Source organism: Streptomyces sp. AHU1 (assembly GCF_045343905.1).
Taxonomy (GTDB): domain Bacteria; phylum Actinomycetota; class Actinomycetes; order Streptomycetales; family Streptomycetaceae; genus Streptomyces; species Streptomyces triticiradicis.
The window spans coordinates 7,652,116-7,673,591 of sequence record NZ_CP174283.1 but is presented as its reverse complement, the minus strand read 5'-3'; the positions used below and the strand labels follow the sequence as shown (position 1 = coordinate 7,673,591).

The window sequence follows — 21,476 nt, the reverse complement described above, 5'->3', positions numbered from 1 at the left end:
CAGTTGCCCGTGCGCGCTGACGCGTCACCGGCGCCACAGCGTAACGGGCGTGATCTTCCCCCGGACATCCGATTCCCCCATCACGTGTATCGACAGGCAAGATGGGGGCGTGACCCTTATCGATCAGCTGCCGCAGACCACGGACCCCGACGCCCTCTACGAAGCCTTCGAGTCGTGGGCCGGAGAACGCGGCATCACGCTCTACCCCCATCAGGAGGAGGCGCTGATCGAAGTGGTCTCGGGTGCGAACGTGATCGTCTCGACCCCCACCGGCTCGGGCAAGAGCATGATCGCCGCGGGAGCGCACTTCGCCGCGCTCGCCCGGGACGAGGTCACCTTCTACACGGCGCCGATCAAGGCACTCGTCTCGGAGAAGTTCTTCGAGCTGTGCAAGATGTTCGGCACCGAGAACGTCGGCATGCTCACCGGCGACGCCTCCGTGAACGCCGACGCTCCGGTGATCTGCTGCACCGCCGAGGTCCTCGCGTCGATCGCGCTGCGGGACGGCAAGCACGCCGACGTCGGTCAGGTCGTCATGGACGAGTTCCACTTCTACGCCGAGGGCGACCGGGGCTGGGCCTGGCAGATCCCGATCCTGGAACTTCCGCAGGCGCAGTTCATCCTGATGTCGGCGACGCTCGGTGACGTCTCGATGTTCGAGAAGGATCTCACCCGCCGCACCGGCCGCCCCACGGCGGTGGTCCGCTCGGCGACCCGGCCCGTCCCGCTGTCCTACGAGTACGTGCTCACTCCGCTGACGGAGACGCTCACCGAACTGCTCGCCACCAAGCAGGCCCCGGTCTACATCGTGCACTTCACCCAGGCGCAGGCCGTGGAGCGGGCGCAGGCGCTGATGAGCATCAACATGTGCACGCGCGAGGAGAAGGACCAGATCGCCGAGCTGATCGGCAACTTCCGGTTCACCACCAAGTTCGGCCGCAATCTCTCCCGCTACGTGCGCCACGGGATCGGTGTGCACCACGCCGGCATGCTGCCCAAGTACCGGCGGCTGGTGGAGAAGCTGGCGCAGGCCGGTCTCCTGAAGGTCATCTGCGGCACGGACACCCTCGGTGTCGGCGTCAACGTCCCCATCCGCACGGTGCTGTTCACCGCGCTGACGAAGTACGACGGGACCCGGGTGCGCACGCTGCGCGCCCGCGAGTTCCACCAGATCGCCGGCCGGGCCGGACGCGCGGGCTTCGACACGGCCGGCTACGTCGTCGCTCAGGCGCCGGAGCACGTCATCGAGAACGAGAAGTCGCTCGCCAAGGCGGGCGACGACCCGAAGAAGCGCCGCAAGGTCGTGCGCAAGAAGGCGCCCGAGGGCTTCGTCGGCTGGACGGACAGCACCTTCGAGAAGCTGATCGCCTCCGACCCCGAGCCGCTGACCTCGCGCTTCCGCGTGACCCACACGATGCTGCTCTCGGTGATCGCACGGCCCGGCAACGCCTTCGAGGCGATGCGGCATCTGCTGGAGGACAACCACGAGCCGCGCAAGCAGCAGCTGCGGCACATCCGCCGGGCCATCGCGATCTACCGTTCGCTCCTCGACGGCGGCATCGTGGAGAAGCTCGACGAGCCCGACCCGACCGGTCGCATCGTGCGGCTGACCGTCGACCTCCAGCAGGACTTCGCGCTCAACCAGCCCCTGTCGACGTTCGCGCTCGCCGCGTTCGATCTGCTGGACCCCGATTCCCCGTCGTACGCCCTGGACATGGTGTCCGTGGTGGAGTCCACCCTGGACGAACCGCGGCAGATCCTCGCGGCCCAGCAGAACAAGGCCCGGGGCGAAGCCGTGGCCGCGATGAAGTCCGACGGCGTCGAGTACGAGGAGCGCATGGAGCGGCTCCAGGAGGTGTCGTACCCCAAGCCGCTGGAGGAACTGCTCTTCCACGCGTACAACACCTACCGCAAGAGCCATCCGTGGGTCGGCGACCACCCGCTGTCGCCGAAGTCCGTCATCCGTGACATGTACGAACGGGCCATGTCCTTCACCGAGTTCGTATCCTTCTACGAGCTCGCCCGCACCGAGGGCATCGTCCTGCGCTACCTGGCCAGCGCCTACAAGGCCCTTGAGCACACCGTCCCGGACGACCTCAAGTCCGAGGACCTGGAGGATCTGATCGCCTGGCTCGGAGAGATGGTGCGGCAGGTCGACTCCAGCCTCCTCGACGAGTGGGAACAGCTCGCCAACCCCGAGGTGATGACGGCCGAGGAGGCCCAGGAGAAGGCCGACCAGGTCAAGCCGGTCACCTCCAACGCCCGCGCCTTCCGTGTGCTCGTCCGCAACGCGATGTTCCGCAGGGTCGAGCTGGCCGCTCTGGACAACGTCGACGAACTCGGCGAGATGGACGGCGACTCCGGCTGGGACGCCGACGCGTGGGGCGAGGCGATGGACAAGTACTGGGACGAGTACGAGGACCTCGGTACCGGTCCCGACGCCCGTGGCCCCAAGCTGCTCTCGATCGTGGAGGAGCCGCAGAACGGCCTGTGGCGCGTCCGGCAGACCTTCGCGGACCCGAACGGCGATCACGACTGGGGCATCAGCGCGGAGGTCGACCTCACGGCCTCGGACGCGGAGGGCCGTGCCGTCGTCAAGGTCACCGATGTCGGACAGCTGTGAGCACAGGAGAACCCCACCGATGACGAACCCGGCCGAAAGGCTCGTCGACCTGCTCGACCTGGAGCAGATCGAGGTCAACATCTTCCGCGGGCGCAGCCCGGAGGAGTCGCTGCAGCGGGTCTTCGGCGGCCAGGTGGCGGGCCAGGCGCTGGTCGCCGCGGGCCGCACCACCGAGGGCGACCGGCCGGTGCACTCGTTGCACGCGTACTTCCTGCGGCCGGGCCGGCCGGGCGTCCCGATCGTGTACCAGGTCGAACGGGTGCGGGACGGGCGGTCGTTCACCACGCGCCGGGTCACCGCGGTGCAGCAGGGCCGCACGATCTTCAATCTGACCGCCTCCTTTCACAAGCCCGAGGAAGGGAGCTTCGAGCACCAGCTGCCGCCGGCCCGTGAGGTGCCGGACCCCGAGTCCCTGCCGACGGTGACGCAGGAGATCAAGGAGCATCTGGGCGCTCTGCCCGAAGCACTGGAGCGCATGGCGCGGCGTCAGCCGTTCGACATCCGTTATGTGGACCGGCTGCGCTGGACGCCCGAGGAGACCAAGGACGCCGAGCCGCGCAGCGCTGTGTGGATGCGCGCCGTCGGACCGCTGGGCGACGACCCGCTCGTGCACACCTGCGCTCTCACCTACGCGAGCGACATGACTCTTCTGGACGCGGTCCGCATCCCGGTGGAACCGCTGTGGGGACCGCGCGGCTTCGACATGGCCTCGCTGGACCACGCCATGTGGTTCCACCGGCCGTTCCGCGCGGACGAGTGGTTCCTGTACGACCAGGAGTCACCGATCGCGACGGGCGGCCGGGGTCTGGCCCGCGGGCGCATCTACGACCGCGAAGGACGCCTGCTCGTCTCGGTCGTGCAGGAGGGGTTGTTCAGAGCGCTGTAGGCGGGCGTGCGTCCGGGCTCCTTCGGCGCAGCCATGTGAGCAGCCTCCGTGGCCGCGCGGACTCCGGCGGTGCGATCAGGCCCTCAGAGGCGGGGAGGCGTTCTCGCACCGCGCGCGGAGGACCGGCCGGTGCCGGGCGGGGCGCGGGGCGGTCCTCCCTGGCTTCCAGAACGCTCTGCCCCAGATCTGCCCTGAGCCAGCCGATCTCGTCCGGGTCGTCCGCCGTCGTGATGCGTTCGGCGATGCGGGCCCCCGGCGAGTCCGGCGCGGCCTGTGAAACAGGCGCGGGCCGAAGGCGGTCGAGATGGGAGCGCTCGTAGGGATCCTTGACGATCTCGGCCACGTGGACGGGGTCGAGCAGGGACGCCACCACCGCGGCACGGGCCCAGGGATCCTCGGTCCGCCTCAGCAGGAACCCCAGGTGGCGGCCACGCCAGTTGCGGGGACGAAGGTCCAGGCCTTCGCCCAGCTGGTCCCGGAGGCTTTCGGGTGTCCGGCCGCTCAGCAGCGGCGCGTTCTGCTCGTCGGCCGCGAACTGCCTCAGTTCCTCGGCGAGGTAGAGCCACACGACGGCTCGGTAGCGGTTCAAATAAAATTTGACCGGCACCACCAGTCCCAGGCGGGCGAGGCGGGTGAACCGGGTGGTCGTGACACCCATGAGAGCGGCGCCCTCCGTGGTGCCGACGGCCTTCACCCGTGCGCGCAGCGCATCCGGGAAGCCGGCTTCCGCTCGCACCCGGTCGATCTCCTCGCGGGTGATCCGGTGTCCCCCGCCTCCCTCGTCGGGAACCGAGCGCACACAGCCGAGATGCAGGGCCAGGTCGAACTCGCCTCGCCTGAGCTCCAGTTCCCGTGCGGCCCGGCTGAGCGGGAAGGTGGCGGACTGCGTGACAGTGGTCCCGGACATGATGGTCTCCCCCGTGGTGCGGAAGGCTCGCGCCGGTGTGCGCTCGCCCAGGGAAAAACCGTATCCGGCTCGTCGGACATCGCGGCGGGCCTGTGGAAAACCTCAGCCACTGCGACGTATCAGCAGGTCAGAACTCCGAAGCGGGCTTGCCTTCCGGCTGTCGGGCGTCCACGCGAAGGTGTTCGCCGACGCGGTTCACCAGCAACGTCATCTCATAGGCGACCTGGCCGATGTCCGCTTCCGCCCCGCTGAGCACGGACAGGCAACTGCCCGTACCGGCCGCGGTGACGAAGAGCACCGCGTCGTCGAACTCGACCATCGTCTGCCGTACCTGCCCGGCGCCGAAATGGCGTCCGGAGCCCTTGGCCAGGCTGTGCAGTCCCGACGACACCGCGGCGAGGTGTTCCGCGTCCTCGCGCCGCAGTCCCGTGCTCGCGCCCGTCACCAGCCCGTCGTTGGACAGCACCAACGCGTGCCGAACGTGCTCGACGCGCTCGGTGAGGTCGTCGAGCAGCCAGCCGAGTCCCGTGTTCTGATCCATGATCCGGTCTCCCCGTGTGCCGTTCCCCCCTGGCCGGAGGATTCGACCAGCAAGCCTTCCCCACAGCCGCCGTCCGGGCAAGGCGGACGGGAGGCATGGCAGAGAAGATGGCCGAGGGCGGGCGCACCCCCGGGAAAGCCGGACGAGCCGACGCGGACGGCGGGCGGCCTCAGCCGACGGATTCGAGCAGCCGGGCGGTGTACACCCTCCCCGCGTGTTCGACGAGCCGGATCAGCACCTCCTTCCCGGAATCGCGATCGCGGGCGTCACAGAGGACGACCGGTGTCCCGTCGTCGAGGTCGAGGGCGCGGGAGACGTCCTGGGCCTCGTACGCGCGGGCGTCCGGGAAGCGGTTGACGGCCACCACGAAGGGGATCCGGCGGTGCTCGAAGTAGTCCACCGCCGGGAAGCAGTCCTCGAGCCGTCGGGTGTCGGCGAGGACGACGGCGCCCAGGGCGCCCGTCGACAACTCGTCCCACAGGAACCAGAAGCGGTCCTGGCCGGGTGTTCCGAAGAGATAGAGCGACAGACCGGACCGGATGGTGATGCGGCCGAAGTCCATGGCCACCGTCGTGGTGATCTTCTGGCCCACGCCGCCGATGTCGTCGACCGACTGCCCGGCCTCGCTCAGCAGCTCCTCGGTACGCAGCGGCCGGATCTCGCTGACCGCGCCCACCAAGGTGGTCTTCCCCACGCCGAACCCTCCGGCGACCAGTATCTTCAGCGCCAGGGCGGTCGGGTCGCCACCCGTGGCGTCGGAGTTCTCGAAGACCATCGATCACTTCTCTCGGGAGTGCCGGCGACTGCCGGCATCGGTGCATCGGTGCGTCGGTGCGGGAGCGCGAAGCCAGCATCATGACAACCAGGGCCGCGTCGGACGCGGTTGGACCACACATCACCCCTTGCGGCCGGAACGCGCCCGTTCCGTGCCCAGGAGTGAACGCGAAGGGCCGTGGCTCCGACCGGTACGGATCGGCTAGAGCGCCCTCAGCCCCTCGATCACCTCGCGGAGGATTCGCTCGTCGGGCAGGTGCGCGGGCGGCACCGGGCGGCTGACGGTGACGCGGCCGCGTTCCAGGAGGTCGCCCAGAAGCACTCTGACCACGCCCACGGGAAGACCGGTGCCCGCGGCCAGTTCGGCGACCGACAGGGTCTCGGCACGGCACAGTTCGATCAGGGTCCGGTGCTCCGGGCCGAGCGAGGTGTCCTCGTCGGCTCCTGCCACCGCCCTGTCGAGCGTGACCAGGGCGATCAGGTCCAAGTGCGCCCCGGCCGGACCGGCTCTGGTGCGGCCGCCCGTCACGGCGTAGGGGCGGACGAGCGGTCCCGCCTCCTGGTCGTACCACTGGCTGCCCGGCCGTGGCGGGGTGCCCGGCGTGTCCTCGGTCATCGGTGCGGGCCGTCCTCGGTCATCCTGCCGCGGGCGGCTGCGCGGTGACCCGGGGCGGGGCGTGGAGATGCTCGCCGACCCGCTTGACCAGAAGCGCCATCTCGTACGCCACGAGCCCGATGTCGGCGGTGACGGCGGTCAGGACGGCGAGGCACGAACCGTCCCCCGCCGCCGCCACGAACAGGAAGCCCTCGTCCATCTCCACCATCGTCTGGCGCACCCCGCCCGCGCCGAAATGGCGTCCCGCTCCCTTGGCCAGACTGTGGAATCCGGAGGCGACGGCCGCGAGGTGTTCGGCGTCCTCGCGCCGCAGACCGGTGGACGCGCCCACCGCCAGTCCGTCGTTCGACAGGACGACGGCGTGCCGTACTTCGGTCACGCGCAGCACCATGTCGTCCAGCAGCCAGTCGAGTTCGCCGGACCGCCGGCCGCTGTCCGTGCTCGGGTCCTGGATCATGAGGGGTCTCCTTCGCTGCTGTCACTGACCGCTTCGGGGCCGGGAGTCGCGCCGGTACCGGGTGACCGGCCGCCGCCGCGTGCCCAGCCGGCCCGGTACGCGGCCATGCGCGCCCGTACGAGTTCGGGTGTGCGCTCGTCCTCCGCCGGGGGCGCCGGGGGTTCCGCCGTCTCCTCGGGGCGCTGTTCCCGCAGTTGGGGGACGAGGTTCGCCTGGCGGACCCGGCGCGGAAGTCCGCCGGAGCCCGCGGAGCCCTCCTGGGGACGGTGCAGGCGGAGCGGAGCGGTCCCCGAAGGCACTGTCCCCTTCGGACCGTCCACCGGGGGCGGTGTCCCCCGTGATCCGTTCGCCCGTTCCTCGGAAGCGCTCGGCCGCGGTGGGACCAGCGCGGGCCGCTCCTCGACGGCCCGGACGACGTCGGGCTCGACGGTCACCGGCACGCGCGCGTACTCTCTTTCCAGCGGCCCGTCCGCGTCGGCCTCGCGAGGGGACCGTTCCGCCGGGCCGTCGTGCAGCAGCGCCGTGGGCAGCAGCACGACCGCGGTCGTCCCCCCGTAGGGCGACGGCTGCAGGCGCACCTTGACGCCGTGCCGGGCCGAGAGTCTGCTGACCACGAAGAGGCCCAGCCGGTCGCTGTCGTACAGCTCGAGTGCCGCGGACCGTTCGATGCGCAGGTTGGCCTCGGCGATCCTCTCCTTGCCCATGCCCAGTCCCCGGTCCTCGACCTCGATCGCGTAGCCGTTCGCGACCGGTTCGCCGGTGATCCGCACCCTGGTGTGCGGGGGCGAGAACTGGGCGGCGTTCTCGACGAGTTCCGCCAGGAGATGGGTGACGTCGGCGACCGCTCCGCCGACCACGGCCGTCTCGGGGAGGCGCCGTACCTCCACGCGCGCGTAGTCCTCGACTTCGGAGACCGCCGCCCGGACCACGTTCGTGAGCGGGACGGGCCTTCGCCACGCCCGTCCGGGCGCGGCTCCGGAGAGGATGATGAGGCTCTCCGCGTGGCGCCGCATCCGCGTGGTGAGGTGGTCGAGCCGGAACAGGTCGCTCAGCTCGTCAGGGTCCTCGGACCTGCGCTCCATGGCGTCCAGCAGGTTCAGCTGGCGGTGCACGAGTACCTGGCTGCGCCGGGCGAGATTGACGAAGACCCCGGAGATACCGCCGGCCAGCTCCGCGCGCTCGACCGCCGCGTGCAGGGCCGCTCTGTGCACGGTGTTCAGCGCCTGGGCGACCTGTCCGGTCTCGTCCTCCGAGGGCCGTCCCCGCGGAGCCTCGTCGTCCACGTCGACCGCCTCGCCGGCGCGCAGTCTGCGCATGGCCTCGGGGAGTTTTCGGCGGGCGACGTCCAGGGCTCCGTCACGCAGTCCCACGAGTTCGACGACGAGGTCGCGTCCGATGCGCACGGAGATGATCAGCGAGGCGATGACGGCGGCGAGACCGAGGAGGACCGCGGCACCGGCCGGGGTGAGCAGGGCGCGCCCGAGCGGGTCGGCCGCGTCCGGGGCACCACGGTCCGCGTCGGCCCCGACCGTCCGCATTCCGTCGCTCACCCGTTCGTGAGCGATGCTCCAGACGGCTTCCGGCGCGGCTTCGAGGGCCTTGGCTCCGGGACGAGAGAGGAGCACCTTGTCCTCGACGGCGCGCACGTCGCCGTACGCGCTCCCCTCCACGAGGTCGTTCCACGCGGTTCGTGCGGGCCCGCCGAGGTCCGGTGCCGCGGCGTCCGTCAGGGTGCGGCGGGTGTTCACGGCCCCCGTGAACAGGCGTAGCCGCTCACCGTCGAGGGTCCCGGCGAGCCTGGCCCCGCCGAGCACGGCGTCCTCCTGGGCCAGCGCCTCCCCCGCCCGGGAGAACTCCAGCAGGACGCGTGCGTCGGAGCGCATGCCCGCGCCGGAGACACCGGTGAGCGCTCCGTCGACACCGAACGCCGTCGAGATGGTCCTGGTGTACTCCTCGTACGTCTCGCCCCATCCGGTCCTGCGGTCCAGTACGCCGGTGCGCAGCGACCGCAGTCGCTCCGTGTCGGCGATGAAGGCGGCGAGGCGCCCGGCGACCCCGGTGGGCAGGTCCGCACCGTCGGCGACGGTGTGGTGGTCTCCGAGGCGGAGCTTCGCCACGGCGCGGTCGGTGAGTCGTGAGAGGTCCTTGAAGTCACCCGGTGACACCGTGGCGGGACGGGTCGCGTAGCGGACGGCTTCCGCCCGTTCGGCCTGGAGTGCCGCGACCGCGGCGTCGACGGGGGTGCGGACCGTCGAGTCCACGCGCTGCGACTGCCGCAGCCGCGCGACGTCCTGCGCCGTGCTCACGGTGGCGTGGGCCCACAGCGCGAGCAAGGAGACGATGGGCACCATCAGCAGGCTGACGATCTTGGCCCGGACGGTACGGGGCCGGACGCGCCACCGTCCCGTGCGCGCTCCCGGCGAAGGTCCGGCGAGGAGGTCTCCGATGTCCGCGCTCTCGTCGGCCGGCGGGCCCGCGTGCGCGCGGCGGCCACGCGGCGGGGGCGATGGCCGGGCGCCGGCTGTGGTGGTCCTGCGGGGTGTACGCATGGCCTCCTCGATCGGAGAGGTTCGGGGCGTGCTGTCCGGGTCGCGCGGCTCGGGACGGGCGTCAGCGGGCGACGCCCTCGGCCGGCCGCCGGGCCGGCACGGACGCTTCGGTTCGGCCGGGCATCGGGGACAGCGCGACGAACGCCGCCGTCAGGAAGAGGTAGGACCCGAGACCGACGGCGAGGGGGAAGATGAACTGCATCGCCGTGGCGCCGGACAGCGCATCGCCCGAGGGGCTGACCCGCACGCTCACGGCCGCCATGCCGGTGTAGTGCATGCTGCTCACCGCGCCGCCCATGACGAGGGAGGCGACGGCGACCGCCGCGGGGGACCTGATGGAGAGCGCGGCCCACAGGGCGGCGGTCGCCGCGATCACGCCAATGACGACGGAGAGGACGACGAGTGCCGGGTCGTAGCGCACCCGGCCGTGCAGTCGCAGCGCCGCCATGCCCAGGTAGTGCATGCTCACGATGCCGAACCCGGCGGTGAGCCCGCCGAGGACGAGCGCGCGGCGCCGGTCACGGCCGTAGGCGACGGCGAAGAGACCCGCGCCGACGACGGCCATGGCGACCAGCAGACTGAAGATCGTCCAGGGCACGTCGTAGCGGATCTCCGTGCCGGTGACACCGAAGCCCAGCATCGCGACGAAGTGCATCGTCCAGATGCCCGTGCCGATCGCGGAGGCCGCCGTGAGCAGCCAGTTGCGGCGCGACCGTCCGGTGGCGTCGAGCGCGCGGACCGTGCAGCGCAGCCCCAGTGCGGAGCCCGTGCAGGCCATCGCGTACGACAGTACGGGGGTCAGCCAGCCGAAGGCGGCGTGGTCCATATGTCCCATGGCCCCGGGATGCTAGTGCGCACCGGGGCGCACGACGGGGGCGCGTTTCGAAAGCTGCCGCAAAGTGACGAAGAGGTGCGCCCGCGCGATCGCGTCGGGCTCGAACGTGTGCACCGCGCCGTCCTTCGTGTCGGTGAGAGATCATGCGGCTCATGAGCGATGACCACACACACGTCCAGGAGTTCTTCGGCACGCGCGCCGCCGACTGGGACAGCCGTTTCCCCGATGACGGGCCCGCGTACGCGGCCGCCGTGGCACGCATGCGGTTGCGCGCGGGTGACCGCGTGCTCGACGCGGGCTGCGGCACCGGGCGCGCCCTGCCTCCGCTGCGAGCGGCCGTCGGCGGCACCGGCGTGGTCGTCGGGGCCGATCTGACCCCGGCCATGCTGGAGGCCGCGGTCCGGGCCGGACGGGGCGGCGAAGGACAGCTGCTGCTGGCCGATGTCACCGCGCTGCCGCTGCGCGCGGAGTCGCTGGACGCGGTGTTCGCGGCCGGGCTCGTCGCGCACCTGCCGAACCCGGCCGAGAATCTGGCGGAGTTGGCCCGGGTGGTACGGCCCGGCGGCACGCTGGCCCTCTTCCATCCGATCGGCCGGGCTGCGCTCGCGGCCCGGCAGGGCCGGCGGATCACTCCGGACGACCTGCGCGCCGAGCGCAACCTGGGCCCCCTGCTGGCCGCTTCGGGCTGGGACATGACCTCGTACACGGACGAGGACGCCCGCTTCCTCGCGCTGGCCGTACGCCGGGGATGACCGTCGGCCGGATCCGGCGACCGGCCGTCAGGCCGTTCCGGCGACGGCCGCCGCGAACACGTCGGCGTTGTCGAACATGATGTTGTGTCCGGCACCCGGCACGGTCACGACACGCACCCCTGCCGCTTCCAGGGCTTCGGAGCCGGACAGTTCGCCACTGAGCTCGCCCTGGAGGTAGACGCGCTCCATCGTCAGCCCGACGAGCATCTGCCGCATCGTCGGGGTGGTGCCCCGGACGAGTCCCGTCGCCGACCGGTGCAGGGCGCGTGGATCGGCCAGACGCATGGTCGCGGCCCAGGGGTGGCCGACCTTTTCGAGCACACGCGCGTGCCCGCCGTTCTCGACGTAGTCGTCCTCCCCGTAGGAGGCGATGCCGCTGCTGCCCGCGGTGATCGTGGGGTGCGGATCGAGATTGGCCTCCACGAGGACGAGCCGGGAGACGAGTTCGGGACGGCGGTGGGCGAGCACGACGGCGACGGAGCCTCCCATGCTGTGTGCGACGAGTTCCGCCCCGGCGACACGGGCCGCGTCCAGGACTGCCGCCAGGGCCGTGGCGTGGTCCTCCAGGCCGTAACCGAAGCCGGCGGGCCGGTCGCTGATGCCGTGGCCGGGCAGGTCGACGAACAGGGTGCGCCGGCCCGCCAGTTCGGGCCGGGCCGCGATGTGGGCGTTGTAGACCGTCGAGGCCGACCCCAGACCGTGCACGTACACGCGCGCGGGTCCACCGCCCGCCACCTCCGTCCAGCGGATCATGCTTCCCCTGCCGTCGAACTCGGTCTGCCGCATACCGCTCTCCCCTGCCGCCGTTCCTTCGTTCCTCACAGCTCCAGGAGAATACATCGGTTCCGAGGTATCCATGAAGCGATGTACAGCGGTGGTGCGACAGAATGTGGACATGCTGGAACTGGCCATCCTCGGATTTCTGTACGACGCCCCTTTGCACGGCTACGAGCTGCGCAAGCGCATCACCGCGCTGACGGGGCACGTGAAGCCGGTGGCGGAGAGCACGCTGTACCCCGCGATCAAGCGGCTGGAGAACGCGCGGCTGCTGGAACGGGCCACACAGCCCGGCTCCGTGGCCGCCCCTCGTCATGTCCTGACGCTCACGGAGGAGGGCGGGCGCGAACTGAGCCGCAGGCTCGCGCAGCCGTCGCAGCGGGACATCACGGACGAGAACCGCTGGTTCACGGTGCTCGCCTTCCTCCGGCATCTGCGGGATCCCGGGGCACAGGCCGCCGTACTGCGTCGCAGACTGGCCTTCCTGGAGGAGCCCGCGAGCTTCTTCTACGACGGCGACCGGCCGCTGCGGGCCGAGGAGCTGGACGACCCCTTCCGGCGCGGCATCCTCACCATCGCGCGGGCCACGAGCCAGGCCGAACTGACCTGGTTGCGGACCACCCTCGACTCGCTCGACGCGGCCGGCCACTGAGACGGGGGTTCCGCTTCACCGGGCCGCCCCTCTTCTGCCGCCGCGACTCCATCTCTACGTTGAGTAGCAGCAACCGTACGATCAGCGATCACGAGGGGATGGTGACCGGATGTCCGGCATATTCGGCAGACTCCGTTCGATCGGACGCAGGACCACGGCCGAACAGCCCGGAAGCCCCTCGCGGGAGACGGCCCGGAAGGAGAGAAAGCGCACATACAACCTGTTCGAGGCGGCCGCGGTGTACGTGGCCGCGTGCGCGGAGGACGATCAGGAACAGATCGACGAGGCAGCCGCCTGGGTGTCGCCCGAGGCGCTGTCGTTCGGGGTGAACGAGCTGGCCTGCCGGGCCGTTGTCGCTCTCGCCCGGGAACGCGACGAGTCACCGCAGGCGGTCGCCCGTACCCTGCTCGGACTGCCCGCGGCCTGACCGGTCGGACCCATGGGGGCGTTTCGCCCCCGTCCGGCCTGGTAGCTGCAGCTCCGCACGGGTTTCGGGCCCGTGACAAGTGCCTCCCGGTCGCTTAGGGTGCGCCGACAGATGAAGCGATCGGGAGGCTGGAATGGCCGGGACGGACGAAGACGCCGTCGCCACCGGGGACGACGACGCGCTGTACGTGCTGACGGCGGTGCTGCTGACGCCGGCGAAGTTCCCCAGCGTGCTCGGTGACGACTACCCGGAGGCCTGCGCGACGCTCGGCCTGGCGCCCCTCGCGGAGGGGTACGGGCTGGTGCTCGGCCAGGACGGGCAGGGCGCGCGCTGGACCGTCGTCATCGACGACGTTTCCCTGGTCGCCGTCGCCATCGCGTCCTGGGACTGCGGGATGGAGCACGAGCTGTCGCCGGACGAGCGGACGGTCGTCGCCGCGCTGCCCGGCTGGCCCCTCGAGGTGGCCGTCTCGACCCCCGGGGTGCCGGCTCCGCACGACCCGTCGGCCGAACTCACGGACCGGCCTCCGCTCAGCCCGCCGGACACCACCACCTGGGGACCGGCCCAGCGGCGCCTCGGCGCGGACGAGATCGCGCTCCAGTGGGCGGTGTGGCGCGAGCAGATCGACGACGGCGAGTTCGCCCCCTCGGAGGGTGCCGAGGACGCTCCTGGCGACGCCCAGGACTCCCGGAGTCAGGACGAGAAGGAGGGCGAGGACGAGAAGGCCGTGAACCGTGCCGGCATCCGCCGGGTTCTCGCCGAGGCCCGCTCGTACGTGGACGCACCGCCTCCGCTGGGCCGTGTCCGCTCGTCCTTCGCCACGGGCGACGCCCGTACCCTGCGCGCCGACGGCCCCGGCTGGTCACTCGTCGCCAGGACCGACGACATCGCGTTCATCCTGCTCGACGAGGAGCCCGGCGAGGTCCTGCCCGTCGGCCGCGGACCGGAGCTGCCCGGCCTCCTGGAGGCCCTGGACAAGATGGCGGTCCGCCCCAGCTGAGCGACCGCGTCACACGGAATCCCGGTGACGCGGCCCTCGGCCGGTCCCCGCTTCGGTCCCTCCGGTCACCGGCCACGGCGAGCGGAGGGACGGCCGTGGACGGATCGCCGTCGGCGGTCGCCCCTCAGCGACCGAGTTCCTTGCGGGTGACACGGCGCAGCCTGCGCCGCTGCGAGGGGTCCAGCGCCAGATACGCGGCCGCCGGGACTCCCAGCACGATCAGGAAGGCGGCCCACCAGGGCAGCCAGATCAACAGAATCAGGCCGACCGCCACACCTCCTGCGGCGATCTTCGCGTTCTTCGACATGTGTCGCCTCCTCCGCGGCTGCTGCCGCTCTCTGTCCTGAGAACGGGTCCCCGTGACCCACGGTTCCGGACCGCGACCCTGATACATCCCTGACGCGCGCCCCCTAGTCAACCCCGAGAAGCCCCCGGCGACCTCGTGCACCGGACACAGGCCCCGGGGACGCGGAACACGGGACCTGCTGCCGGAACCGACGAGTCCGGGCTCCGGGCTCCGCTCGAGGCACGCCCGACTCCGGACAACGCGCGGACAACGCGGGCCACCGGACCCGCGAAGCCGACGGCGACATCCCGCCGACCGCCCTCGCCACGGCCGGGAAGACCCGATGACTGGTCGACGCGCGGCGTTCACCCGCACGTCGCAAACCGTTAGGCGCCGGGGCCAACTCTGTGCGCTGTCAACGAACTTGTGTCCCAGGAGGCCTGATGTCCCCGCATGTCGACGGCAAGCGCCACGTCCACCGATCCGTTGCCCTGGGCGTGCCGCTCGCCGTGCTGGCCGCCTTCGTGACGGCCGGCGCCGCGGACGCTGCGTCCGGACCCGCGCAGCCGCGGGTGACGCACACCGCGACGCTCGGAGACATCCCCCTCGGCGCGTTCAGCAACGCGCTGCTGCCCGGCACGGTGGCCGACGACCGTGGTGTCGATCTCGGCGGGATCGGCAGCGACATCTACCCGGCCGGACGCAAGGGCGAGTTCTGGACGGTCACCGACCGGGGGCCCAACGGCCAGATCAAGGTGGACGGCAAGAAGCGCCGTACGTTCCCGGTTCCCGGCTTCGATCCGGCGATCGTGAAGATCCGGGTGTGCGGTGACACCGTGAAGGTGATCGACTCGATCCCGATCACCACATCGTCGGGGAAGCCGGTCACCGGACTGTCCGACCAGGCGGGGCGCGACGAGGCACCGTACTCCTACGACGCGCAGACCCCCCTCGCGTACAACCCGAACGGCCTGGACACCGAGGGCATCGTGCGGGCGAAGGACGGCTCGTTCTGGCTCGTCGACGAGTACAGTCCCTCGCTGGTCCACGTCTCCGCGCGCGGGAAGGTCCTCGCACGCTACGTCCCCAAGGGTCTCGGCCTGACCGGCACGGACTACCCGGTCGTCGAGGCGCTGCCCGCCGTCCTGCTCCACCGCAAGACCAACCGCGGTCTCGAAGGGCTCGCCCAGCTCCCCGACGGTGACCTGGTGATGGCGCTGCAGAGCCCTCTCTCGCTGCCCGACGGGAACGCGGGCGACGCGTCGCGGAACACGCGGCTGCTGCGCTTCTCTCCCAGGAAGCGCGCCGTGACCGCCGAGTACCCGTACCGGTTCGACCCGGTGAACGTGGTCGACCCGAGCGAGGACGACACGTCCGAGCTGAAGATCTCCTCCGTGGTGGCCGTCGGCGGGAACCAGCTGCTTGTCGAGGAGCGCACCGACAAGGCGGCCCGTCTGCAGTCGGTACGGCTCACCCGGGACGCGGACATCCTCGGCGGCCCGTGGGACGCCGACACCACGTCGCCCTCGCTGGAGCAGCTGGACGACCTGGCGTCGGCGGGTGTCCCGGTGCTGGCGAAGCGTCTGGTCGTCGACCTGGGGACCGTCGCGGGGGTGCCCGGCAAGATCGAGGGCGTCGCGCGCGTGGACCACGACACTCTCGCCCTCATCAACGACAACGACTTCGGGATGACCGACGGGGCCGGCGCCTTCGACGCGCGGGGACGGCTCGTGGACAGCGGTATCGAGACGACCGTCACCTACGTGCGGCTGCCGCGCGGTATCTGATCCCGGAACCCTTCGGAGCGGCACGCGTGTGTGGACACGGACAGCGGCCACGCACGCGTGCCGCTCACTTCAGCGGTCCGGTGAGCTTGTGGCCGCCCTCGCCCATGTCCGCGGCCAGGCTGCACGTGACCTTGTCGATGCCGGTCCCGTAGGTCCCGGTGTCCGGGTACTGCACGAGTGTCTCGCGCACCGTGCCCGCGGCCTGGCCGGCCGCCTTCCGTTCCAGGGGGGACGCGCACAGCGCGGACGCGGCTTTCTTGAGGGCCGCGTCCGTCGTGTAGGTGCCGTCGAGTTCGGTGACCGTCACGACCTCGGCGTCGTGCGGCCGGGTGCACTCGCGCTTGGCGGCCTGTCCGGGCTCGGCGTCGTCCGTGTCGAAACAATCGCCCTTCCGGAGCATGTAGTAGGGCACCTCGTCGTCCGCGAGGGACGGGAAGAGGGACCGCAGGTCGCTGGGCACGAGCCCGGTGGGCAGGTCCGTGGGGAACGACGGCACGACAGTGGGCAGGCTCGAGGGAAGCGACGGAAATCCGGACGGGAGACCCGGCGAGGAGCTCGGCGACCGCCCGGTGCTCTCGGTGGGGGACTTCTTGTCCTTGCCGCCGCCGCCCGCGGCCGTCATGGCCACGACGACGATCACGCCGACACCGACGATCACCGCGATGACGAGGAGCAGGCTGTTGTGACGCCGCCCTCCAGGACGACCGCCGGGCCCGCCCGGCGGTCCGGGCGATGGTCCTGGCGGTGGTCCGGACGGCGGAGGCGGCGGCCATCCCCCACCGCTCTGCCCGGGAGGCCGGCCGCCGCCTTGCTCCGCCGAACCGTAGACCCCTGAGGAAGAGCCGTCGCCTCCCCGGGGAGGGCCGAACCCATCCGGTGGAGGCCCGTATCCGCCGGAGGGCGGAGGCCCGTAGCCACCCGACGACGGAGGCCCGTAGCCACCCGACGACGGTGGGCCGTATCCCCCGGATGACGGAGGACCGTACCCGCTCGGACGCGGGCCTTGAACGTTGCCCTCGGAAGGGTGCGTTTCTCTCTGCGACCGTGGATGCTGAGGCGGTTCGGGCGGCATGGCCATACCGTCCAGAGTCGCCTCGAATCCGGTCATCGCGCGACCCTCGCGCGGAAGTTGATACGGACTCATGCCGTGGATCGCACGATTCCGGAATTTCCGCGCGAAGAGCGGCCGCCGCGGAGGGCGGGCCGGACCCGCCGGAAGGCGGGTCCGGACCCTCGAAGGCGGTCCGATCAGCCGCGCGCGCCCAGGAGGTGGTCCATCGCCAGCTGGTCCAGCTGCTCGAAGGCCATGCCACGCGCGGCCGCGGCCTCGACGTCGAAGTCCTCGAAGGCGGTCCGGTCGGCGAGCAGCCCCGCGAGGCCGTCCTCCGCGGTGGGCTGCGCCAGCTCGTGCAGACGCGAGGCGCGCAGGGCCGCCTGGACCTCGGGGTCGGCGCGGAACGCCGCCGCGCGCTCGCGCAGGATCAGGTAGTTGCGCATGCAGCCCGCCGCCGACGCCCACACGCCGTCGAAGTCCTCGGTGCGCGGCGGCTTGAAGTCGAAGTGCTTCGGACCCGCGTAACCGGCGCTCTCCAGGAGGTCGACCAGCCAGAACGCGGCGCGCAGGTCGCCCGCGCCAAAGCGCAGGTCCTGGTCGTACTTGATGCCGGACTGGCCGTTGAGGTCGATGTGGAAGAGCTTGCCCGCCCACAGGGCCTGCGCGATGCCGTGCGGGAAGTTCAGTCCGGCCATCTGCTCGTGGCCGACCTCCGGGTTGACGCCGTACAGCTCCGGGCGCTCCAGGCGCTCGATGAAGGCGAGGGCGTGGCCGACGGTGGGGAGCAGGATGTCGCCGCGGGGCTCGTTCGGCTTGGGCTCGATCGCGAACCTCAGGTCGTAGCCCTGCGAGGTCACGTACTCACCGAGGAGGTCGAAGGCCTCCTTCATGCGGTCGAGAGCGACACGTACGTCCTTGGCGGCACCGGACTCGGCTCCTTCACGGCCGCCCCAGGCGACGTACGTCTCGGCGCCGAGCTCGACCGCCAGGTCGATGTTGCGGACGGTCTTGCGCAGCGCGTAGCGACGCACGTCGCGGTCGTTCGAGGTGAACGCGCCGTCCTTGAAGACGGGGTGCGTGAACAGGTTGGTGGTGGCCATCGGCACCTTGAGGCCGGTGGCGTCCAGGGTCTGCCTGAACCGCTTGACGTGCGACTCGCGCTCACCGTCCGAGGACCCGAAGGGGATCAGGTCGTCGTCGTGGAAGGTCACTCCGTAAGCACCGAGCTCGGCCAGTCGCTGGACGGTCTCGACCGGGTCCAGGGCGCGCCGGGTGGCGTCGCCGAACGGGTCCCTTCCCTGCCAGCCGACGGTCCACAGGCCGAAGGTGAACCTGTCCTCGGGGGTGGGCTGGTAGTTCATGCCGCGGCTCCTTGCTAGCTCCGACTATTTCGTCATGGCGGTTTACAAATTAGTATGCGGACGCATCTCTGGGAAGAGACGAAGTAGGAAACCTGGTCACATCGATCCAGGGACGAACTGCGGGATCCGGACCGTGGCGGTCCGAAAACCCCCGTGACCAGCACAGATCCCGCGGAGCCGCGGAAGAGGGAGAGCCCGATGTCAGCAGCCGAGGGTCCGCTCGTCGTCGGGGTGGACTCGTCCACCCAGTCCACCAAGGCCCTGGTCGTCGACGCGTCGACGGGACAGGTGGTGGCGAGCGGACAGGCGCCGCACACCGTCTCCACCGGGGCGGGCCGCGAGAGCGACCCCCGTCAGTGGTGGGACGCGCTGTGCGAAGCCCTGCGCCAGTGCGGAGACGCCGCCCACGAGGCGGCGGCGGTGTCGATCGGCGGGCAGCAGCACGGGCTCGTGACGCTCGACGCGCACGGCGAACCCGTACGACCCGCCCTGTTGTGGAACGACGTGCGCTCGGCGCCGCAGGCCCGTCGGCTGGTCGAAGAACTCGGCGGCCCGAAGGCCTGGGCCGAGCGGACCGGCAGTGTGCCGGCCGCGTCCTTCACGGCCACGAAATGGGCCTGGCTCGCCGAGCACGAGCCGGACGCCGTCCGGGCGACGGCGGCGGTCCGGCTGCCCCACGACTACCTCACCGAACGGCTCACCGGACAGGGCACCACCGACCGCGGCGACGCCTCGGGCACCGGGTGGTGGGCCTCCGGGAGCGAGGCGTACGACGAAGAGGTGCTCGCCCACATCGGTCTCGACCCCGCCCTGCTCCCCCGCGTCGTCCGGCCGGGCGAGGTGGCCGGGACGGTGCACGCCAGGGGTGAGCTGCCGTTCTCCCGGGGCACCCTGGTGGCGGCCGGAACCGGGGACAACGCGGCCGCCGCGCTCGGCCTCGGGCTGCGCCCCGGCACCCCGGTGGTCAGCCTCGGCACCTCGGGGACCGTGTACGCCGTCTCGACGCACCGTCCGGCCGACCCGACCGGCACGGTGGCGGGATTCGCGGACGCGCACGGCGGCTGGCTCCCCCTGGCCTGCACACTGAACTGCACGCTGGCCGTCGACCGGTTCGCCGCGCTGCTCGGTCTCGACCGCGAGGCCGTCGAGGCCGGCTCCTCAGTGACGTTCCTCCCCTATCTGGACGGGGAACGGACACCGAACCTGCCGCACGCCTCGGGACTGCTGCACGGGCTCAGGCACGACACGACGGGCGGGCAGTTGCTCCAGGCCGCGTACGACGGTGCCGTGCACTCCCTGCTGGGCGCCCTCGACTTGGTACTGGACGCGGACGCCGACCGTTCGGCGCCGTTGCTGCTGATCGGCGGCGGGGCGCGGGGCAAGGCCTGGCAGCAGACCGTGCGCCGGCTCTCGGGCCGGCCCGTCCAGGTGCCCGAGGCCAGGGAACTGGTCGCACTCGGCGCCGCCGCCCAGGCGGCGGGCCTGCTGACGGGTGAGGACCCGGCCGCGGTCGCCCGGCGCTGGGGCACCGCCCGCGGGCCGGTGCTCGACGCCGTGGAACGGGACGAGGAGACGCTCGCGCGGATCACCGGGGTACTCTCCGACGCGGCTCCGCTGTTCGAGCGGGAGCCGAACAGGAACTGATCAGGACCGACCGTGCCGCCCCGGCGTGACCGGCTCTCACGAGTGACGTCCCGTGCGGGCGGCACCGGCCGGGGCCGGCCGGTGGGGCGGGCACCGAGACAGGCCGACGGGACCGGCCGGACGAGGATCGACGGAAGCATGACCGCACCGCTGCACGAGGCCCACCCGGCCGGCTCCGGCCGGCGACTGCCCGACACCCAGCAGGGCATGCGCCGCCGCAACCTCTCCCGGGTCATGCACACCGTCAGCGACGAGGGGCCGTTGTCGCGTGCCGCCGTCGCCTCCCGCATCGGTCTGACGCGGGCGGCCGTGTCCACCCTGGTCGACGAGCTGATCCGCACGGGGCTCCTCGAAGAGCTGGGGCCCGAGCGGCCGGGCAGGGTGGGGCGGCCCGGCTCGGCGCTCACCGTCAGCGGGCACGGTCCCGCCGGGATCGGCGCGGAGGTGGGCGTCGACCATCTCGCGGTGTGCGCGGTCGACCTCCGGGGCGCCGTGCGGGCCCGCGCCGTGCGCCACGGCACGAACCGCGGCCGGCCGGCCGGGCCCGTGATCCAGGAACTGACGGCGCTGGTGCGCCAGGTCGTCGCCGAGGCCGACCGGGAAGGCCTGTGGCCCGCCGGCCTCGCCGTCGCCGTCCCCGGACTCGTGGCACGGGACGCCCGGACCGTGGTCCAGGCCCCGAACCTCGACTGGCACGACACCGACCTCGGCGAACTGCTGCCCGCCGAGTGGCCCCTGACCGTGGACAACGAAGCCAACTTCGGCGGGCTCGCGGAACTCTGGCTCGGGGACGCGGCACCTCGTGACTTCCTGCACGTGTCCGCGGAGATCGGCATCGGTGCCGCGGTGCTCGTGGACGGGCGGCTGCTGCGCGGGACCCGTGGTTTCGCGGGCGAGTTGGGGCATGTCCCGGTGCGCCCGGAGGGACCGGAGTGCCCGTGCGGCGGACGGGGGTGCCTCGAACAGTACGCGGGCGAGGAGGCGGTTCTGCGCGCCGCCGGGCTCGAACCGGGTGAGGACCGGGTCGGGCTGCTGTCCCGGCGCGCCGCCGACGGTGACCCGGACGTACGCCGTGCCCTGCGTGACGCCGGAACCGCGCTCGGCATCGCCCTGACCGGGGCGGTCAACCTGCTGGACCCGGAGACGGTCGTGCTGGGCGGGGCCCTCGCCGGGCTCGCGCCCTGGCTGCTCCCTTCGCTGGAGGGCGAGTTGGCGCGGCGCACGGCGGGTCCCGCCTGCCCCGTGTCCGTTTCCCGCCTGGGATCCGAGGGCCCGCTGCTGGGTGCGGCGCATTCGGTGGTACGCGGGGTGCTCGACGACCCGGCGGCGGTGGCCGGACGGTCGTAGGCGCGACGCACGGGGCACGGTGGGCGAAGCAGTCCTTCGGAAAACCCGCCGTCACCCGCAGGACGTTCCCCCGTGCGGGTGATCGGGTTGTCCACATTCCGCGGGCCGTCCACGGACTCGCGTCTGGCTCTTCCTGCCCAACCGGCAAGCGCCGTACCGTGATTCACGCGAGGCGCAGCCGTCCTGCCGGCGGCTGTGTTC

General features: G+C 71.7%; 20 protein-coding genes. 9 read left to right on the top strand and 11 right to left on the bottom strand.

Going from position 1 to position 21,476, the window contains the following annotated elements; all coding sequences use genetic code 11:
- The first annotated feature begins 109 nt into the window (after window positions 1-109).
- Entirely contained in the window at window positions 110-2,623 is a 2,514-nt protein-coding gene (locus tag ACICHK_RS33860; protein WP_151473642.1) for an RNA helicase, read from the top strand.
- Between the two features lie 19 nt (window positions 2,624-2,642).
- Window positions 2,643-3,509 (top strand): acyl-CoA thioesterase, encoded by an 867-nt coding sequence (locus tag ACICHK_RS33855; protein ID WP_406839880.1) that lies wholly within the window; start codon window positions 2,643-2,645, stop codon window positions 3,507-3,509.
- Here ACICHK_RS33855 and ACICHK_RS33850 read toward each other — a convergent pair.
- The 7 genes from ACICHK_RS33850 to ACICHK_RS33820 all read right to left on the bottom strand — a co-directional run bounded on the left by ACICHK_RS33850 (window position 3,496) and on the right by ACICHK_RS33820 (window position 10,188).
- Window positions 3,496-4,416 (bottom strand): DUF6397 family protein, encoded by a 921-nt coding sequence (locus ACICHK_RS33850; protein WP_406839879.1) that lies wholly within the window; start codon window positions 4,414-4,416, stop codon window positions 3,496-3,498. The genes ACICHK_RS33855 and ACICHK_RS33850 overlap by 14 nt on opposite strands.
- A gap of 127 nt (window positions 4,417-4,543) precedes the next feature.
- On the bottom strand, window positions 4,544-4,957 hold the full coding sequence (locus tag ACICHK_RS33845) for a roadblock/LC7 domain-containing protein (RefSeq protein WP_151473726.1): 414 nt from the start codon (window positions 4,955-4,957) through the stop codon (window positions 4,544-4,546).
- Window positions 4,958-5,126: 169 nt separating this feature from the next.
- A complete protein-coding gene (locus ACICHK_RS33840; RefSeq protein WP_151473727.1) occupies window positions 5,127-5,732 on the bottom strand; it encodes an ATP/GTP-binding protein in 606 nt (201 codons plus the stop codon).
- Between the two features lie 201 nt (window positions 5,733-5,933).
- Complete coding sequence (locus ACICHK_RS33835) at window positions 5,934-6,347, bottom strand: DUF742 domain-containing protein (protein ID WP_406839878.1); 414 nt, start codon at window positions 6,345-6,347, stop codon at window positions 5,934-5,936.
- A 19-nt stretch (window positions 6,348-6,366) separates the two neighbouring features.
- Window positions 6,367-6,804 carry a roadblock/LC7 domain-containing protein gene (locus tag ACICHK_RS33830; RefSeq protein ID WP_151473729.1) on the bottom strand — a complete coding sequence of 146 codons (438 nt, stop codon included), beginning with the start codon at window positions 6,802-6,804 and terminating at the stop codon, window positions 6,367-6,369.
- Window positions 6,801-9,353, bottom strand: a complete 2,553-nt coding sequence (locus ACICHK_RS33825) for a nitrate- and nitrite sensing domain-containing protein (protein ID WP_406839877.1) — start codon at window positions 9,351-9,353, stop codon at window positions 6,801-6,803. Before ACICHK_RS33825 ends, ACICHK_RS33830 begins: the two co-directional genes overlap by 4 nt.
- A gap of 61 nt (window positions 9,354-9,414) precedes the next feature.
- On the bottom strand, window positions 9,415-10,188 hold the full coding sequence (locus ACICHK_RS33820; protein ID WP_406839876.1) for an MHYT domain-containing protein: 774 nt from the start codon (window positions 10,186-10,188) through the stop codon (window positions 9,415-9,417).
- Window positions 10,189-10,340: 152 nt separating this feature from the next.
- Between ACICHK_RS33820 and ACICHK_RS33815 the strand changes: the two genes are divergently transcribed.
- Window positions 10,341-10,940: a class I SAM-dependent methyltransferase gene (locus ACICHK_RS33815; protein WP_406839875.1), complete on the top strand. Its 600-nt coding sequence runs from the start codon at window positions 10,341-10,343 to the stop codon at window positions 10,938-10,940.
- A 27-nt stretch (window positions 10,941-10,967) separates the two neighbouring features.
- On the opposite strand, the gene ACICHK_RS33810 is transcribed toward ACICHK_RS33815, so the two are convergent.
- A complete protein-coding gene (locus tag ACICHK_RS33810) occupies window positions 10,968-11,726 on the bottom strand; it encodes an alpha/beta fold hydrolase (RefSeq protein ID WP_406839874.1) in 759 nt (252 codons plus the stop codon).
- A 109-nt stretch (window positions 11,727-11,835) separates the two neighbouring features.
- Between ACICHK_RS33810 and ACICHK_RS33805 the strand changes: the two genes are divergently transcribed.
- The 3 genes from ACICHK_RS33805 to ACICHK_RS33795 all read left to right on the top strand — a co-directional run bounded on the left by ACICHK_RS33805 (window position 11,836) and on the right by ACICHK_RS33795 (window position 13,796).
- Entirely contained in the window at window positions 11,836-12,369 is a 534-nt protein-coding gene (locus ACICHK_RS33805; protein ID WP_151473734.1) for a PadR family transcriptional regulator, read from the top strand.
- A 109-nt stretch (window positions 12,370-12,478) separates the two neighbouring features.
- Window positions 12,479-12,796 (top strand): hypothetical protein, encoded by a 318-nt coding sequence (locus ACICHK_RS33800; protein ID WP_151473735.1) that lies wholly within the window; start codon window positions 12,479-12,481, stop codon window positions 12,794-12,796.
- Between the two features lie 133 nt (window positions 12,797-12,929).
- Window positions 12,930-13,796 (top strand): hypothetical protein, encoded by an 867-nt coding sequence (locus ACICHK_RS33795; RefSeq protein WP_151473736.1) that lies wholly within the window; start codon window positions 12,930-12,932, stop codon window positions 13,794-13,796.
- Between the two features lie 124 nt (window positions 13,797-13,920).
- Here ACICHK_RS33795 and ACICHK_RS33790 read toward each other — a convergent pair whose 3' ends face one another.
- Entirely contained in the window at window positions 13,921-14,103 is a 183-nt protein-coding gene (locus ACICHK_RS33790; protein WP_151473737.1) for a hypothetical protein, read from the bottom strand.
- Window positions 14,104-14,525: 422 nt separating this feature from the next.
- On the opposite strand from ACICHK_RS33790, the gene ACICHK_RS33785 reads away from it, so the two are divergent.
- Window positions 14,526-15,869, top strand: a complete 1,344-nt coding sequence (locus ACICHK_RS33785) for an esterase-like activity of phytase family protein (protein ID WP_406839873.1) — start codon at window positions 14,526-14,528, stop codon at window positions 15,867-15,869.
- Window positions 15,870-15,933: 64 nt separating this feature from the next.
- Here the strand turns inward: ACICHK_RS33785 and ACICHK_RS33780 are convergent, their stop codons facing one another.
- Window positions 15,934-16,527 carry a hypothetical protein gene (locus ACICHK_RS33780; RefSeq protein ID WP_406839872.1) on the bottom strand — a complete coding sequence of 198 codons (594 nt, stop codon included), beginning with the start codon at window positions 16,525-16,527 and terminating at the stop codon, window positions 15,934-15,936.
- Between the two features lie 590 nt (window positions 16,528-17,117).
- On the bottom strand, window positions 17,118-18,284 hold the full coding sequence (xylA, locus tag ACICHK_RS33775) for a xylose isomerase (protein ID WP_406839871.1): 1,167 nt from the start codon (window positions 18,282-18,284) through the stop codon (window positions 17,118-17,120).
- A 198-nt stretch (window positions 18,285-18,482) separates the two neighbouring features.
- Here xylA and xylB point away from each other — a divergent pair, with 198 nt between their 5' ends.
- Both xylB and ACICHK_RS33765 read left to right on the top strand, forming a co-directional pair.
- Window positions 18,483-19,928, top strand: a complete 1,446-nt coding sequence (xylB, locus tag ACICHK_RS33770; RefSeq protein WP_406839870.1) for a xylulokinase — start codon at window positions 18,483-18,485, stop codon at window positions 19,926-19,928.
- Window positions 19,929-20,066: 138 nt separating this feature from the next.
- Window positions 20,067-21,275: an ROK family protein gene (locus tag ACICHK_RS33765; protein WP_406839869.1), complete on the top strand. Its 1,209-nt coding sequence runs from the start codon at window positions 20,067-20,069 to the stop codon at window positions 21,273-21,275.
- Window positions 21,276-21,476: the final 201 nt, after the last annotated feature.

Coding starts and splice junctions, on each gene's coding strand:
- ACICHK_RS33855 (WP_406839880.1), top strand. CDS start 2,643: ATGACGAACCCGGCCGAAAGGCTCGTCGACCTGCTCGACCTGGAGCAG.
- ACICHK_RS33850 (WP_406839879.1), bottom strand. CDS start 4,416: ATGTCCGGGACCACTGTCACGCAGTCCGCCACCTTCCCGCTCAGCCGG.
- ACICHK_RS33845 (WP_151473726.1), bottom strand. CDS start 4,957: ATGGATCAGAACACGGGACTCGGCTGGCTGCTCGACGACCTCACCGAG.
- ACICHK_RS33840 (WP_151473727.1), bottom strand. CDS start 5,732: ATGGTCTTCGAGAACTCCGACGCCACGGGTGGCGACCCGACCGCCCTG.
- ACICHK_RS33835 (WP_406839878.1), bottom strand. CDS start 6,347: ATGACCGAGGACACGCCGGGCACCCCGCCACGGCCGGGCAGCCAGTGG.
- ACICHK_RS33830 (WP_151473729.1), bottom strand. CDS start 6,804: ATGATCCAGGACCCGAGCACGGACAGCGGCCGGCGGTCCGGCGAACTC.
- ACICHK_RS33825 (WP_406839877.1), bottom strand. CDS start 9,353: ATGCGTACACCCCGCAGGACCACCACAGCCGGCGCCCGGCCATCGCCC.
- ACICHK_RS33820 (WP_406839876.1), bottom strand. CDS start 10,188: ATGGGACATATGGACCACGCCGCCTTCGGCTGGCTGACCCCCGTACTG.
- ACICHK_RS33815 (WP_406839875.1), top strand. CDS start 10,341: ATGAGCGATGACCACACACACGTCCAGGAGTTCTTCGGCACGCGCGCC.
- ACICHK_RS33810 (WP_406839874.1), bottom strand. CDS start 11,726: ATGCGGCAGACCGAGTTCGACGGCAGGGGAAGCATGATCCGCTGGACG.
- ACICHK_RS33805 (WP_151473734.1), top strand. CDS start 11,836: ATGCTGGAACTGGCCATCCTCGGATTTCTGTACGACGCCCCTTTGCAC.
- ACICHK_RS33800 (WP_151473735.1), top strand. CDS start 12,479: ATGTCCGGCATATTCGGCAGACTCCGTTCGATCGGACGCAGGACCACG.
- ACICHK_RS33795 (WP_151473736.1), top strand. CDS start 12,930: ATGGCCGGGACGGACGAAGACGCCGTCGCCACCGGGGACGACGACGCG.
- ACICHK_RS33790 (WP_151473737.1), bottom strand. CDS start 14,103: ATGTCGAAGAACGCGAAGATCGCCGCAGGAGGTGTGGCGGTCGGCCTG.
- ACICHK_RS33785 (WP_406839873.1), top strand. CDS start 14,526: ATGTCCCCGCATGTCGACGGCAAGCGCCACGTCCACCGATCCGTTGCC.
- xylA (WP_406839871.1), bottom strand. CDS start 18,284: ATGAACTACCAGCCCACCCCCGAGGACAGGTTCACCTTCGGCCTGTGG.
- xylB (WP_406839870.1), top strand. CDS start 18,483: ATGTCAGCAGCCGAGGGTCCGCTCGTCGTCGGGGTGGACTCGTCCACC.
- ACICHK_RS33765 (WP_406839869.1), top strand. CDS start 20,067: ATGACCGCACCGCTGCACGAGGCCCACCCGGCCGGCTCCGGCCGGCGA.